We start from the raw sequence: 15,498 nt of genomic DNA, 5'->3' as shown, positions 1-15,498 counted from the left end.
ACCCAAGCGTATCGAATATGCCGACGCGATTTGCAAGATCTTAAGTAACTCAATAAAAAAATGCCAAATGAAGACATCCGAGCATTTTCTGTCGATTGGAATGACGAAAATAGCATTCGAAAGCTGAGAATAATCCTTGATGAGCGCGGAAAGGAGATTCGAGAGGAGAGAGTTATGGATGCCTACAAACAGAAACATCCTCGTGCTATCTCTGCACCGGATCCAGAAGCCGACCTCCAAAAAACAACCGACTTCGGAAGAGATGCTCGCATCTTGAGGGAAACGTTAGCAGGACTTGGTGTTTCGAAGTTAAGGCATTTGCTAGCTTATAAAAAATCCGATTTAGAGTCTACCTCGCATATTTCATTAAACGATCGACGTAATATTTATAAATTTTTATGGAAAAATTTTGGTATTGAGTTGAAAGATTAGTTGCACAACTACAGTAATGAAATAAGCAGCGTTTTTGGCGAAAATAACCGGAATCCAGTCCCTTCTTCCACATTTTCTAATTTTAGTTATTAAAAGCATGATTTTTATAACTAAAAGTGTTATGGGCTATTTTTACCCTTATCTCGGCTCGACCTCTAATATTGCTGGAAAGTGAAGCCAGCTAATGCTTTGCGACGATATGCAGATTTCTCAGTAGTGGAAAGTTTGCGACACTTTTAAATATACTGATTGCATATACAGTATTTTATGTTAAAGTACTTTCCATGGACAAACGATGAGTCAGTGATGAATGAAAGCCTCACTGAACGATGCACTCGATGATGTCCTTCAAGATCTTTTTTGTATCAGGGAAGTTCGCATTTTTCTGTAATGACCGGAAATGCTCTGTGTTTCAAGTGTCAGAGAAAAAGTATGAACTGCCTTTATAACCAACCCGGAGATTCATTTATGGCATACCTCGATCAGTCTTTTGATACGCGTTTTAGTCTGCAATTGTCGCCAACTTCTTTTTTACTGCGTTTAGGTCGTCGCGAGATATTTGTCTGCCGCGATTACAGACAACGTGCGTATTACGTCAATCCCGTATTGGATTGCTCCACAGGCATACAGGCCGGGCATCTGGAAATTTTGTTCTGCAAGAAATGGCTGATTATTTTATCCAAGGCAAACTGGTAAGCCCTGAGGATTCGCGCCTTATGCTTCGCAATATGCACGCCTGATTTTGCTATTTTTGTTATTGCTTGCGCATGCCATAGGGTAGCAGCAGTATCAGCAAGCGCAACAGTCTGAACAGTAGCCTTGCAGGTAAGGCTGGAAAATGATCAGGGTCGCAGTATCAGCGCGCCGATATAGCCAGCGGGCAACGTCAGTGCATAGCTGCAGCAGTCTTTTAAAGCAGACTCCATCTGTTGCTGAACGTGTTCGTCGTACTCCGTCATGGCAATGCCCGCACATTTAAAACGTGCTTCCATCATCGTCCAGTACTGCGCAAACAGCGCTGCGCGTTCATCGTTTTGCGCCTGTTGTAGTGCTGCGATTTGCTGAGGGGGAAAATAGATATCGGCAACATCCTTCCAGTCATCCATAGCCTTTACTGCCATCAGATCGATACCCGGCAGTTGTTTTTGACTGATGGCGGCCAACGATAAACCGGGCTCATGGCTGACGGAAATAAAAATTTCTTGTGCAGCGATGAAGCATTGCAGTCTGCTACCTGCGACACGGATCAGTCGTATCTGTTCCGCTGTACAAGAAAATGCCTGCATCAATAATTCAGTGATGGCGAGATGCAGTTGTTGCCTGGCAGTTTCGCGTTGAAGATTTTGCGGGAAAGACAGGCATATCACCACATTTGACTGTTGACTGAAATAGTCCAGAGCAGACAGACATTGTGCTTCCCAGTCAAATACCGCAAAAGCTGGCAGACTTACGCCTTGCATGTCTGTCTCATTCGTACTTATTTGCCCGTCATCGCAGCTGGGCAACCGCGCCAATGCGAATTCGCAGGAATAAATTCCCCTTTCATGACCAGCGTCAGCGCCCCCAGGCTTGCATCATTACCGACAACTGCGCTGTACAACACGGCACTGCGCGGCCCCATGTAAACGCGTTCACCGATGTTGACGTGATCAATTTTCATGACGCGATCTTCAAATAAATGGGTTTGCGGACAGGCGAGGGCATTGATTTCGCTGTGTTCGCCAATGCTGACGCAATCAAATTCAGTAATATCCGTGGTATCCATATATACACCGCGCCCAATTTTGCAGCCGAGCAGGTTGAATGCCAGCGGTAACCACGGTGTACCGCGCAGATAACGCATGAAATTCGGTACAGCAATCCCTTCGTATAAATTGGTAATGCCTTCCGATAACCAGACAAATGGCGTCCACATGGGTACGCTGGCTTTCTTGTAGCGGAAAATCAGCAGCCATTTCAACACCAGTACAAAGACAAAGCTGCCTATCCCATACAGCAAACCTGCCGCGACCAGGTAGTACAACACTTCAGCCCAACGGTCTTCTCCCGCCAGCGGCATCAGATCAAGAACGACGGTGTAGCCGACTGCAATCACCATCGCATGGGGCGCAATAATCCGGAAAGTTTCGACCAGCGTGCGTCCTATGCGTCGCATCACTGAAGGTTTGAACGTTAGACTTTCAGGGAAACCTTTGACCTCTTCGCGTGCCGGCAAATTGATCGGTGGCGAACCCAGCCAGGTATCGCCATTTTTCATTTGCGCATTGTCTGGTGCGCAGGTATGCACGCCTATCAGCACATTCTCGGGCAATACTGTTCCATCCGGGATGTAGGCGCCGTTGCCGACAAAACTACGCCGCGAAATGACCGTTGGATGCATGGTCATCCAGCCACGATCTATCTGCTCATCGCCGAGTAATACGGCGTCGGCGATAAAGGTTTCATCGCCCAGTATCAGCATGTCCGGCACCACGCCCAAGGCTGTCGAAATTTCTGCACCTTTGCCGACTTTGGCACCCAGCATCCGGTACCAGAATGGCGCATATACCGTTGCATACACGCCATGCAGCACATTCAGACTCGATTCCTGAATTTGATTGACCAGCCACTTGCCGCAATAGATGTTGCCATGTACCGCATAACTACCGGGAGTTAACTTCGGCAAAATGCTCCAGCGTATGCCAGCAGAAAGCAAGGCTGTACAAACGATCAGAACAGCCGTTGCTGGAAACGCGAGTATGAAATATTTGGCCAGTTGCAAAGGAACGGAATTGGTTTGCAGCCAGGGGAAATTATCCGCATTATCGAACCAGTCTATCGTCACAAAACTGGGGAAGACCGGCATAAAAAACAGCGCGCTGATAAACAGCGAGCCCACGACGAAGAATGTATTTTCTCCGATCGCGCGCAGCTTACTGTAAGCTGGCCTTGCTGGATAAGCATTGGCATCAAATGCGCCGATGTCTTTTGCCGGCGATCCTTTCCAGATACGATCCCGTGGAATAGTCTGACCTTCCGCCAATGCGGACTGCCCTTCCAGATGCGCGCCTTCTTCCAAAACGACATTTCCTTCGAGCACGCAATACGAACCGACGTAAGCATCTTTGGCGATGTTGATGCTGCCGATCAAGAGCTCACCATGCTGTACCCGCACATTTTCCAGATTCGTTGCATTACCTATGCTGGCACCGTCACCGATGGACAGCAAATCCGGCGCGCGCAAGGTAATGGAACCTATCATTACATCGCGGCCTATCTTCGCGCCGAGTGCACGTAACCACCACGAATACAATGCAGAACCGCTCAGCATATAGACTGGTGCGGCATCGACCAGCCGGTCTGCCAACCACCAGCGGAAATACGTCACGCCCCACAACGGATAACGACCGGGTTTCAATCGTCCGGCAATCAGCCATTTCCCGATAATCGCAATCGCGAATTCAGCTACCGTCAGCAATAAAAACACGCCAACCGACAACAACACTGCGCGCGTAATCGAGTCGCCGGGGTCGCCGGTAAAAAAATGGTAAGCAAAAAATGGCGTCAGCCATTGCACCATGCGCATCGCCACCAGCCACGGCACCGTGGCTGCCTGCGCCGCGCCGCAGATCCAGCGTTTCCAGGCAGGTGCCGGGTTCCAGGTTTCCTGAGCATCAGCGAGGGTCGCATCCTGCAGCAGGCCAGCCGCCTCCAATACCTCAGAAATACCTTGTACACTACGTTTCTGATAGATGTCGGCAATCTTAAAATACGCAAACCGGGGATGTTTTCGTAATACAGAAACCAGTTTTGCCGCCATCAGCGAATGTCCGCCAAGATCATTAAAAAAATCAGCATTGCGCCGTATCGTCTGTCCGGGGAATAAGCTTGCCAGCGCACTGAACAACACTTCCTCAGTTGCGGACTCTGCGACGTCCGATTCGCCGGATGCGACTACGGCTTGTAAGACACATCGTTTTAATTCGTTGCGGTCGATTTTCCCCGAGGTCAGGCGCGGAACTTCATTCATAAATTCAAAGCGCGACGGCACCATATACGGTGGCAGAAGCGCGCTGAGTATACCCCGTAAGCCTGCACCGAACTCAGCGTCGGATTGCATCGCCATCGGTGCAACCGTATTTTCTGCATGATTGTCTTCGCGAACGATGAAAGCGACGATCTGGTCTATACCCTGATCCTGACGCAAGACCACGGCCACGGTGCCGACACCGGTTTGCTGGGCAAGAACGGTTTCAATTTCCCCCAACTCAACCCGGAAACCACGAATCTTCACCTGATCATCGGCACGTCCAAGACAGACCACGCTGCCATCCGGCTGAATGCAGGCAAGATCGCCGGTTCTGTATAAACGAGCTTCGTTTGCTTGTCTGGCCCACGGATTCGGCAGAAATTTTTCTGCCGTTAAATCGGGACGCCCGAGATAACCGGTTGCAACGCCCGGTCCCGAAATGCAAAGTTCGCCCGTTTCTCCCCATGACAACAAGCGCAAACCATGTTCAATATCGGTCGCAATCACCATCAGCGAATAATTCGGCAAGGGTTTGCCTATCGTCACAGCTTGCTGTGGCTGCAAAGATGCAAGACTGGCCGATACCGTCGCCTCTGTTGGCCCATAGGTATTAAACATCTGCCGCCCCGGCTTGCTCCAGCGATTGACCAGCGCTTCCGGGCACATTTCGCCACCAAGATTAATCAGACGCAAGCTGGCAACATCCTGCGAAAATAAAGCGAGCAGGGTGGGGACGGCATGCAATACAGTAATGTGATTTTCAGCGAGCGCGACAGGCAAAAGATCAGGGTCGGCAGTAATCGCTTTCGGTGCTATCCATAAGGTTGCGCCAACCAGGTAACTGATCCAGATTTCTTCGAATGACATATCGAAGGCCACTGAAAATCCCTGATAGACGCGATCAGTCGATTGGATCCTTAACACCTGATTTTCACTGCGTAAAAAATGGCAGATGCTGGCCTGACTGACCAAGATGCCTTTGGGTTTTCCCGTCGAGCCTGAGGTATAGATCACATAGGCAGGATAATCTGGTTCACTGGCGCGACGTCGCAACCATGTTTCTGGCTGATGTGCCGCCGCAGTTTCTGCGATCCAGACCTGATGACGCGATGAATGCAACTGCGCTTCAAACTCGGCACAACTCAGAATACCAACGGCGTTCGCGTCTGCCAGACAAACGGCAATACGGTCAACGGGTGTGTCAGCATCAAAAGGCAACCAGGCTGCGCCTGTTTTCGCAATACCCGCCTGCATCACCAGCAGATTAATACCACGCGGCAACCACAAGCCCACGATTTGCCCAGGGCTGACTCCGGATGCAATCAAAAATGAAGCTACACGGTCGGCAGCCAGATTTAACTCACCATACGTTAGTGAACGATCTTCAAAAATCAGTGCCGTTTTGTCTGGATAAAGAGAGGCGCTAGCCTCCAGAATGTCAGCAAGAATTTCTTTACGAATCAGATCGGGTTGAGACTGTCCATACAAAATTCCGCTATCGGATGAGCTTACAAGGGTGCTGCTAGACGAAGGCATAAGTATTCAGAAGTGGTGACGACGATTGTTTAATTGTTTTAATTATTACTGGCAGCGTTGATAGTTGATCTGGATCAGAAAGCGGGAATAACGCGCAATGTCGATAGAGTGAGAGTTTATCATTTCGGGAAAGTAAATAATGTCGAAATAGCGCACTTAGCAACATCTGTTTCTATTTATTGCGCATGATCATATTGCGTATGATTAAAAACCGGACTCGATCTTGTCCATTCGTGGAATAACCAAAAAAAGACGATGCTGCAGGAAAGCGGTTGACCATACTGAAGTCTGTCAGCTATGGTTTGCATTAGATTATTTGATATATAAGATCAATAAAATCTACGAGGATTTCTCAGTTAGCGCCGTTAGCAATCGTGTTTAGAACGACTGATCGTCATTTTTTTGCCCATGTTAAAAAAAGAAAACCTCCCCAGCAGTTTCCTGTTCATTCCATGGGTCATTCTGATTTTTGGATTGGCGCTTACTTATGCACTGCAGGATACGCCACGTGAGGCGAATCGTCAGGCGCTGCACGACGAGTTCGAATACAGATCAAATGAGATCATTGACAATATCAACCGACGATTACAAAACTATGAACAGGTTCTGGAAGGTGTGGCAGGTCTGTTTACTGCCTCCCATAAAGTCACTCAGGCTGAATTCAGCCGTTACGTAGAGACGCTGAAGTTTGAAGATAAATTTCCGGGCATTCAGGGCGTGGGTTTTGCCCGTTTTGTTAAGTCGAAAGAAAAAGCAGAGCACATCGCCGTCATGCGCGCGACCGGATCAAAAGAATACGATATCCGGCCATCAGGTGAGCGCGAGATATACGCTCCGATTACTTATCTGCAGCCGCCCAACTGGCGCAATCAACGCGCAATCGGCTATGACATGTACTCGGAGACCGTTCGTCGTGCTGCGCTGAATAAGGCAACAGAGGAAAATACAGCCATCATTTCAGGTAGGGTAAAACTGGTACAGGAGACTGACCAGGACGTGCAGGCGGGCTTTCTCATGTATATGCCCATTTACCGCTTGCATAGCAAACATGCCAACATTGAAGAGCGGCACGAGAATATTGAAGGTTGGGTGTATGCGCCATTTCGCATGAATGATCTGATGACAGGGATACTCGGTCATCGTTTCGACGAGAGCAGCTCGCCTTTTCATCTGCTCATCTATGACGGCAATTCAATTGACAAAAGTCAGTTGATGTTCGAGTCAAAACAAATCACAGAGAACAATAACTCTGCTTTTCGTACGACGAAGGTATTGAATCTATTCGGGCACGAGTGGAGTATCGTCATTAGTTCATTGCCAACGTTCGATGCCAGATTGAAAAGTGACAGGGCAAATATTATTGCTGCCACCGGCAGTATCGCCAGCATACTCTTAGCGATCGTGGTGTGGCTGTTGGTCACTGGACGCTCCCGCGCATTGGCAATCGCACGCAGTATGACGAGTGAATTAAGACAAAGCGAAGCGGAGCAAAAGAAACTCAATCGAGCACTAAGACTCATCAGCGACTGCAATATCGCGCTGTCACGTAGTGAAAACGAACATCATCTGTTGTCCGAAATTTGCCGCTTGTGCGTAGATAATGGTGGTTATCTGATGGCCTGGGTTGGCTATGCAGAAGAAGATCAGGCGAAAACAGTACGCCCGGTTGCGCAAGCTGGCTATGAAAGCGGCTATCTGGAAACGATTAATATTTCGTGGGGCAACAATCAACAGGGACAAGGCCCGACTGGTACCGCAATCCGGACAGGTACGCCACATATTATTCAGAATATCCTGACGAATGCCAGTATGGCGCCGTGGCGCAAAGCTGCGTTAGAACGCGGCTATCAATCCAGCGTTTCCTTACCGCTGATCTGTGACGCAAAAATTCTCGGTGCTTTGAATATTTACTCTTGTGAAGCAGATGCCTTTGATCCTGCAGAAGTGCAGCTATTGGAAGAACTGGTTGACGACATAGCTTATTGCATTGTCAGCTTACGCACGCGTGCAGAGAATGCAGAAACCAGAGAGAAACTGGAATTCCTGACGAATTTCGATCCCTTGACCAATCTGCCAAATCGCTTGTTGTTACGCGATCGCTTTGATCATGCCGTCATTGTCGCCAACAATGAAAACATGACGGTCAACATGCTCTATCTCGATCTTGATCACTTTAAACAAATCAATGACAGTCTGGGCTACGGTATTGGCGACCAGATACTGCTAGAAGTGGCAAACCGTTTGCAGCATAGCATTCCGGCGACAGCCACGATGAGTCGTCTGAGTGGTGACGAATTCGTGATTCTGCTTACGGGAAAATATGATGTTCCGGGAATTGCAGAGGTTGGCAATACGATCTGCGAGGCATTTTCCACACCATTCACCATCAATAACGATGTCGTGAATCTGTCCTGCTCAATTGGGATAGGACTCTATCCTATCGATGGCGATGATTTCGACACCTTATTAAAACACTCTCACACTGCTTTAAACAGTGCAAAAGAAGCAGGGCGTAATACTTACCGCTTCTTTACACGCGATATGAATGCAGGCCTGGTCGAGCAAATCCGTTTAACCGGAGGCTTATCCAGCGCGGTACGCAATAATGAGTTCGTGCTTCACTATCAACCTCAGATTGATATCAAAAGCGGGAAAATCATCGCTGCGGAGGCGCTGATACGCTGGCAACATCCGATGGATGGACTGATTGCTCCCGGTAAATTCATCGGGCTTGCCGAGCGCAGTGGTCATATTATTCAGATCGGTGAATGGGTCATCAACGAAGCGTGTCGCCATGCGCGGGCGTGGCAGGATAAATATCCTGTGCCACCAGTGGTAGCAGTCAACCTCTCGGCATTGCAATTCAAACGCGGCGATGTCCTTAAAATCGTCAGTAATGCACTTGCTGTTTCCGGCTTGCGGCCAGAACTTCTGGAACTGGAGCTGACTGAATCAATTCTGCTGCAGGACGTCGAAACAACTATCAAGTCTTTACACGGTTTGAAAAAATTAGGCATCAAACTGTCGATTGACGATTTCGGAACCGGATATTCCAGTTTGTCCTATCTGAAGCGACTCTCTGTCGATAAGCTCAAGATAGATCAGTCATTTGTCCGGGATATGCTGAGTGATTCTGATGGAGCATCTATCGTCAAGGCCATCATTCAATTAGGCCATACCCTACAGTTATCGGTCATTGCTGAAGGCGTTGAAACGGCTGAGCAACTAGCCTTTCTGGAAACGTCAGCTTGTGACGAGGCGCAAGGATACTTATTCAGCCGCCCCGTACCTGTTGAACAGTTTGTGCAATTAATCGCGCAGGATGAGCGTAGATAACGCGTAAAACTCGGTGGGTAAAAGTGGCAAGCATATAAAGACAAACCAAAGGAATGACAGAGACACGATGAAAAAGAGCGCTTTTATTTGTGATGCAGTGCGTACCCCGTTTGGCCGTTACGGTGGAGCCTTATCCGGGGTCAGAACAGATGATCTGGCGGCCTTACCCATTAAAGCGCTGATTAGTCGCCATCCGTCACTGGATTGGAGCAGGGTGGATGATGTGATTTATGGCTGCGCAAATCAGGCTGGTGAAGACAATCGAAATGTCGCCCGTATGGCAAGCCTGTTAGCGGGGCTGCCTGTGGAAGTGCCCGGTAGTACGATTAACCGTTTATGCGGTTCCAGTATGGATGCACTGGGGGTGGCTGCGAATGCGTTAAAAAGCGATAGTTGCGATCTGATGATTGCAGGTGGCGTAGAAAGCATGTCGCGCGCACCCTTTGTCATGGGCAAGGCGGACAGCGCCTTTTCACGTGCAGCAAAAATAGAAGATACGACCATAGGCTGGCGCTTTATCAATCCTTTAATGAAGTCCTTACATGGTATTGATTCCATGCCGGAAACAGCAGAAAACGTCGCTGCGGAGTTTGGCATTTCCCGCGCCGATCAGGATCTGTTTGCGCTATCGAGTCAGTTACGTACTGCACAGGCGCAGAAAGAGGGCGCATTTCACGACGAAGTTATTCCGGTCACCTTACCGCAACGTAAAGGCGATCCTGTTATTTTTAGTCAGGACGAACATCCACGCGTGACCAGTCTGGAAGCCCTCGCAAAACTCAAAGGGGTGGTGCGTGCCGATGGCTCCGTGACTGCGGGTAACGCTTCGGGCGTGAATGATGGTTCGTGTGCACTGTTGCTGGCTTCAGATGCTGGCATTGCGCAATTTGGTCTGACGCCTAAAGCACGCATCGTGGCAGTGGCTGCTGCCGGCGTGGCACCACGCATCATGGGATTTGGCCCGGCGCCTGCGATTCGTAAAGTGCTGGCGAAAGCGAATTTAACGCTGGATCAGATGGATGTGATTGAACTCAATGAAGCCTTTGCAGCGCAGGCGCTGGCGGTGATGCGTGATCTCGGTTTGCCGGATGATGCAGCGCACGTCAATCCTAACGGCGGCGCCATCGCATTGGGTCATCCATTGGGGGCGTCTGGCGCTCGCTTGGTAACGACGGCGATGTATCAGCTACATCGCAGCAATGGCCGCTATGCCTTGTGCAGCATGTGTATCGGTGTCGGGCAAGGGATTGCCATGATCATCGAACGCGTCTGACACTGAAGAGCGCCTTTTTACATTCAAATGGACTGTACACGAAGAAAAACTGACTAAACAGGTACATTTAACCGAGCAGTGCGTACAGGTTGGCAAGAACGCAGCATGGTCGTATAAAAACGTAATTCTGTAAAAAATATTTTTCTGTAAGTCCTTGTTTTTATTGGCTACCGTTTCTGTTCATTTACACCTTTAATTTCATGATCTTTACCTAAAAGTGTGGGTCTTCCACCGTTTTGCGTAATACTGTATATTTTTCACCACTGATTAATGTTGCTGATCACATAACCGAGGTGGAAAGCAATGCGCGCGAAAAACAGCCGACGGCTAAACGCTGAAGAACTCAGGGTATACGACTGGAAGTACCCAGACGAAGGAGCACTTCCTCAAGGCCCTACTAAAGATGGCTACTTCGCACGGAAGAAGGCCATAAAGCTGTACTTCGAAGGAGCCACAGAAAGCGAGATTAAGAAACAGGCCGACATAGGGCTCTCGCAGACAATTCGACTTATCAAGGAGCGCTGTCTGCTGGTTCATAGGGATGGAGAGGTATGGGGTTGGCGCGCCCTGGTTCCTTGGGAGCGTATCAATTCCTATCAGCGCAAGCACAAAATCAACGTCGATAAGTTCGGCCAGGGAGCTGTGGGCGCCTTAAATACGGTGTTAAACCAGCATCCTGCCTTACGAGAAAAATTCCTCAAACGTATTCTGTCCGCCGGCTCGCAAAATCGGATATCGGTCAGCAAACGCAATAAGCAAGGCCATTGGCAATGGTTCCTTGGAGAACTCCGCGTGCTCCGCTATGAAACCGAAAACAAGTGGCCCTTCAATACGAAAAACATGGGCTACGTTTCAGTCTGCCGATTCGTCAAATCCGTTCTAGACGAAAATCCTGAATCAGCGGCATTGGTCGTCGGCGGGCCTGACAACAAAAAGAAGATGTTGACGGGCGACGGCACCGACAGGCCAGTCCACTTATTGTTCCAGCGAGTGGAAATGGACGCGCATAAGACTGACGGTCGTTTCAGCGTCATGATTCCGCAGCCTACCGGCGGATATGTTCAAAAAATCGTCCATCGATTGTGGGTGGTCGTGATTCTCGAGGTAACGTCGCGCGCTGTGCTTGGCTACCACTTCAGCATGCGCAAAGAAGTCTCGAAGGTTGACGTACTTCGAGCCTTAAAAATGGCCCTAACCAAATCCAAGCGACTGCCAATCACCTTTGGAGATCATGCCTATTATCCGAAGGCAAACCTGCCGTCGGCTGTTTCAGAAAAATTCGTCGGTGCCTGTTGGGACGAGATCAGCGTTGACGGCTCTTTGGCCGAAACCTGCAAGCATGTAAAACAAGTATTGAAAGACGTGGTCGGATCAGACTTGCTTGAGCCCGAGAATAGTTTCGCGGTGAGAAGGAGTAAAGACGACCGTCCGTTTATCGAGACTTTTTTCCGTACGCTCGGGCAGCGTGGCTTCCAGAAGCTATCGAACATGACCGGCGGAAAACCCTCAGACAAAGGCGGGCGAGACCCGGACGAAGTCGCTCTCACCAGCCAGTTCCAGCTTGAGTATGCAGCGGAGTTGCTTGCTGTCTTGAGCCAATTACAACGCCACCCCTCATTCAAGTCTTGGCGGCCGCTCGCCGCTCGACTATCTCGAATTCCGCATGACGTATCCAGAGCGATCACTACGCTACGCTGATCCGAATTCGGTAAGCGATATGGTGAGTTTCCGGAAACTCTGTCCCGTCCACGGCGGATATACGCAGGGCAGACGGCCCTTCGTGTACTTCGCGCATGGCAGATTCTACTGTCCTATTATTACTTTAATCAACTTTCACGCGTGAAAGTTGATCGACTGGGAAGCCGATCATATCTGTAACCGTTTTATTGGTTGCAAACTATGCAGCTTCTTCGCAATTAAGACCTTCAATTTAAAAAATATGATTTTCGTCAAGACAATTCAAGTGCAATCTTTACAGCGTTATATGCAAGTGTATATTACGCATTTGCCAAGCCAATAAAAAAACCTACGCAATAAATTTCACATGTTGAAAATAATTTTGTCGGCTAACCGCGACGTAGAAGACCGATGAGATATGCCGCAAGCATTTCGAGAAGCCGTCGATTTTTTTTAAATACCGTAATATATAAGTTGCTATTACGATTTTATCGGAAGAAGACATATGGGTAAGCATCAGAATAAAAAGCGCGTTGTAACAACCAGTCCGCAATTGAAGATTCGAGTAGTCAATGCGGCAATTATTGCGACATTTATCACTTCCACTGCATGGGCTGAGGATAAATCTGATACTTCCGCGTTCGAACTAGGAACCGTTTTGGTTGTAGCAAAGCGTTTGCCAACAACCGAAATAGGTGACGTGGGCGGCGACCAGATTGCATCGGTCGTCAAGCTTGAATCTTAAACTGACCTACAGGCCAGTGAAGCATGTCACTGTGGAAGCTGGTGTCACCAATCTGAAAGACAAAAACTACGCACTCGCTGATGGCTTTCCTAATCCAGGACGCATGTGGTTTGGCAATGTCCAATATCAGTTTTAATCAGGTTTTCAATTGCATATAAAAGGAGAAATCATGTTCCAACAATGTCGCGCACTTTTGATTACCACCGCTCTCGTTTTTTGCCAGCAGGTTTTTGCGCACGAAACAACAAGTGATCTATCAAAATATGTCACCGAGAGTGTGACTGTGTCAGGTGCAGTCGAGAACAAACTCATTCTGCGCGTCAATGACTTACGACAATTCCCTCCGCAGAAAGTTGGCGAAGTACCGTTGATTTGCCAAACTGGTGCCAATGTCGGCAAATTAGAAAATTTCAAAGGAGTTCTGTTGAAGGACATTCTTGAAAAAGCGGTTGTCATTTCAAAGGATCACAATGACGTCAAAAAAACCATTGTGATTGCATCGGCAACGGACGGATATAAAGTCGTTTTTTCGTGGAGTGAAATATTCAATACGCCAATCGGAGAAGGTGTCATGGTCTTTTTTGAAAAAGATGGAAAGCCTCTGCCTGAAGATGAGGGGAGGATTGCGATGATATCGTCGAAAGACCTGCGCACCGGCCCTCGTCATGTGAAATGGTTAAACGGCATCGAAGTCAGAAAAATCGTCGATTAAGCAAGCAATATGGATACCTTTCAACTTCACCTGCTCTCTATAGTATCAACGTCAAAAATCGATGCTGATCCTATAAGAGCAGCAATTACGGGCGTACTCAGAAATGCGCAAGAAGGCGAACTTCCTCTATTCGCCTGGGCTCTGGGTATGACACAGCCTGCATTCATCACCATGTTACGAGAATGTTTTCCTGAAATTGAAGAGTTAGAAATGCTACCCGATCATCAATATCAAGGTTTGATGGCGACCATTCCAGAAGATTTTTTAATGGTAAAAAATCTTCTGTTAGATTTGTGTTCAACAAAAAAGAATGCAAAACACGTTGACTGGCTGGCAAGTGCTGTTGCCGCCGCTTGTCAGGGAAGTCGCCATCTTTGGCAAGATTTAGGTTTATCTAATCGTGACGAAGTATCTGCATTACTACAAGAATATTTCGAACCACTTTACATTCTTAATATTCAGAATCTGAAATGGAAGCGCTTCATTTACACTCAATTAGGCATGCGGCTGGATAAACCTGATTTACAACCACCGAAATGCAGGCAATGTGACCAGTTCAACTTGTGCTTTCCATTATCAGTAACAAATGACTCCCCGACTGACTGACTTTTTACATTGACGTCCTGCTTGATGTTAATGTCTTTTGCGTAAGGCATTTTTACTTTTGAAAAGCAGTAATGTCGGCGAATTCTTTCACTGGCTAGATTCAGCTTTCCGCTGTAACTTGATTTGATACATCGCGTCATCCGCTGCCTGAATTGCTTTTTCACACGTCGTCGTTTCTGGGCCCTGGACAATGACAGCTGCGCTCGCACCGGTGTAAGTCAGTGAAATTTCCTCCAACTGAAAAACTCCCTGAGTTGCTTTTGTTAGGCGTGTCTGCATGTGTGCGGCAGCTGACTGTCCGTTTTCGATATCATTCCAATTTGACCCGAATCCAATGTAAAGAAATTCATCACCTCCAAGTCTACCTAAAACGTCTGTCGCCCTCAGACAATCAGACAAGCGGGTTGTAATTTCCTTAAGAAACAGGTCGCCGATATGATGACCGTATTGGTCATTAATACTTTTGAAGTTAAGCGGATCTGTGAGAGCAATACGTTGCAAAGTTTTATTCGACTCACTTAATTCTGAAATGAGAATTTCACGCTCTAAAAAATTAGAGACGATGCTTCCGAAAAGTTCAAGAATAGTGTTGGCCTTTTGTGGCTGTTGTATTTTTACCGAACTTGCTGCACATAGCGTGCCCATAAGCCGTCCATCGCTAAAAACAATAGGCGTGCTCATGTACGAACAGATACCTAATTTTTTTGCAGCTTTGGAGTCACCCCACAAATTTTCCACATCACTTGTTGTGGTCACACAAGACTCTATTGAACGTTTACATAGCGAGTCGGCCCAACTGACGTCGAAACCCTCAGGGATCGCCAGAGTGCCTATATTGCGTGCGTATTTAACGGTCTGTTTTCCCTTATCTAGTTCAATTGTCGTAAGGTAGGTTGACTCCATTCCCGTAATGTTGTTGAGCATCTCAAGTAAAGGCCTGACCAATTGTTCAGTGGAGCGTGCGCTGTGTAAAGATTCCACCAATTGGGTGACGATAATATCCACTACATTCTCCGTAAAAACTTACTTTAGAAATACTGTGGCACATGCGCGCGAGGCGTCCAATGATTGCCACTTTGAAGTGCTGATTGGATCGTCCCAAATCCGATCGTTGTGCACACCAACCGAGTTACTACTTTACGCTGATTTTATCGAAGCGTTGTTGCAGATGT

12 protein-coding genes are annotated in these 15,498 nt (G+C 48.0%); 9 read left to right on the top strand and 3 right to left on the bottom strand.

Going from position 1 to position 15,498, the window contains the following annotated elements; genetic code table 11:
- The first annotated feature begins 174 nt into the window (after nt 1–174).
- Nucleotides 175–432, top strand: a complete 258-nt coding sequence (locus tag H8K29_RS09670; RefSeq protein ID WP_186897406.1) for a hypothetical protein — start codon at nt 175–177, stop codon at nt 430–432.
- Nucleotides 433–900: 468 nt separating this feature from the next.
- On the top strand, nt 901–1,128 hold the full coding sequence (locus H8K29_RS09665) for a hypothetical protein (protein ID WP_186883374.1): 228 nt from the start codon (nt 901–903) through the stop codon (nt 1,126–1,128).
- A gap of 146 nt (nt 1,129–1,274) precedes the next feature.
- Here H8K29_RS09665 and H8K29_RS09660 read toward each other — a convergent pair whose 3' ends face one another.
- A complete protein-coding gene (locus H8K29_RS09660) occupies nt 1,275–1,892 on the bottom strand; it encodes a 4'-phosphopantetheinyl transferase superfamily protein (protein ID WP_186897405.1) in 618 nt (205 codons plus the stop codon).
- Nucleotides 1,893–1,909: 17 nt separating this feature from the next.
- The gene (locus H8K29_RS09655) at nt 1,910–5,977 is read right to left on the bottom strand and encodes a Pls/PosA family non-ribosomal peptide synthetase (protein WP_186897404.1); all 4,068 of its coding nucleotides are present in this window, start codon (nt 5,975–5,977) and stop codon (nt 1,910–1,912) included.
- Between the two features lie 408 nt (nt 5,978–6,385).
- On the opposite strand from H8K29_RS09655, the gene H8K29_RS09650 reads away from it, so the two are divergent.
- The 7 genes from H8K29_RS09650 to H8K29_RS09620 all read left to right on the top strand — a co-directional run bounded on the left by H8K29_RS09650 (nt 6,386) and on the right by H8K29_RS09620 (nt 14,326).
- Nucleotides 6,386–9,313, top strand: coding sequence for an EAL domain-containing protein (locus H8K29_RS09650; RefSeq protein WP_186897403.1), 2,928 nt, complete (start codon nt 6,386–6,388; stop codon nt 9,311–9,313).
- A 67-nt stretch (nt 9,314–9,380) separates the two neighbouring features.
- The gene (gene pcaF / locus H8K29_RS09645) at nt 9,381–10,586 is read left to right on the top strand and encodes a 3-oxoadipyl-CoA thiolase (RefSeq protein ID WP_186897402.1); all 1,206 of its coding nucleotides are present in this window, start codon (nt 9,381–9,383) and stop codon (nt 10,584–10,586) included.
- A 303-nt stretch (nt 10,587–10,889) separates the two neighbouring features.
- Nucleotides 10,890–12,284: a hypothetical protein gene (locus H8K29_RS09640; RefSeq protein WP_186897401.1), complete on the top strand. Its 1,395-nt coding sequence runs from the start codon at nt 10,890–10,892 to the stop codon at nt 12,282–12,284.
- A gap of 484 nt (nt 12,285–12,768) precedes the next feature.
- The gene (locus H8K29_RS09635; RefSeq protein ID WP_186897529.1) at nt 12,769–13,008 is read left to right on the top strand and encodes a hypothetical protein; all 240 of its coding nucleotides are present in this window, start codon (nt 12,769–12,771) and stop codon (nt 13,006–13,008) included.
- Nucleotides 12,998–13,144, top strand: coding sequence for a TonB-dependent receptor (locus H8K29_RS09630; RefSeq protein WP_255423322.1), 147 nt, complete (start codon nt 12,998–13,000; stop codon nt 13,142–13,144). Before H8K29_RS09635 ends, H8K29_RS09630 begins: the two co-directional genes overlap by 11 nt.
- 33 nt (nt 13,145–13,177) lie before the next feature.
- A complete protein-coding gene (locus H8K29_RS09625) occupies nt 13,178–13,720 on the top strand; it encodes a molybdopterin-dependent oxidoreductase (RefSeq protein WP_186897399.1) in 543 nt (180 codons plus the stop codon).
- A 9-nt stretch (nt 13,721–13,729) separates the two neighbouring features.
- Nucleotides 13,730–14,326: a nitrogen fixation protein NifQ gene (locus H8K29_RS09620; RefSeq protein WP_186897398.1), complete on the top strand. Its 597-nt coding sequence runs from the start codon at nt 13,730–13,732 to the stop codon at nt 14,324–14,326.
- A gap of 87 nt (nt 14,327–14,413) precedes the next feature.
- Here the strand turns inward: H8K29_RS09620 and H8K29_RS09615 are convergent, their stop codons facing one another.
- Complete coding sequence (locus H8K29_RS09615; protein WP_186897397.1) at nt 14,414–15,331, bottom strand: diguanylate cyclase domain-containing protein; 918 nt, start codon at nt 15,329–15,331, stop codon at nt 14,414–14,416.
- Nucleotides 15,332–15,498 lie beyond the last annotated feature (167 nt).

This window comes from Undibacterium sp. CY21W (assembly GCF_014284265.1).
GTDB classification, from domain to species: domain Bacteria; phylum Pseudomonadota; class Gammaproteobacteria; order Burkholderiales; family Burkholderiaceae_D; genus Undibacterium; species Undibacterium aquatile.
Note: the sequence above shows the minus strand (reverse complement) of the source record. Positions and strands in the feature narration are given on the sequence as shown.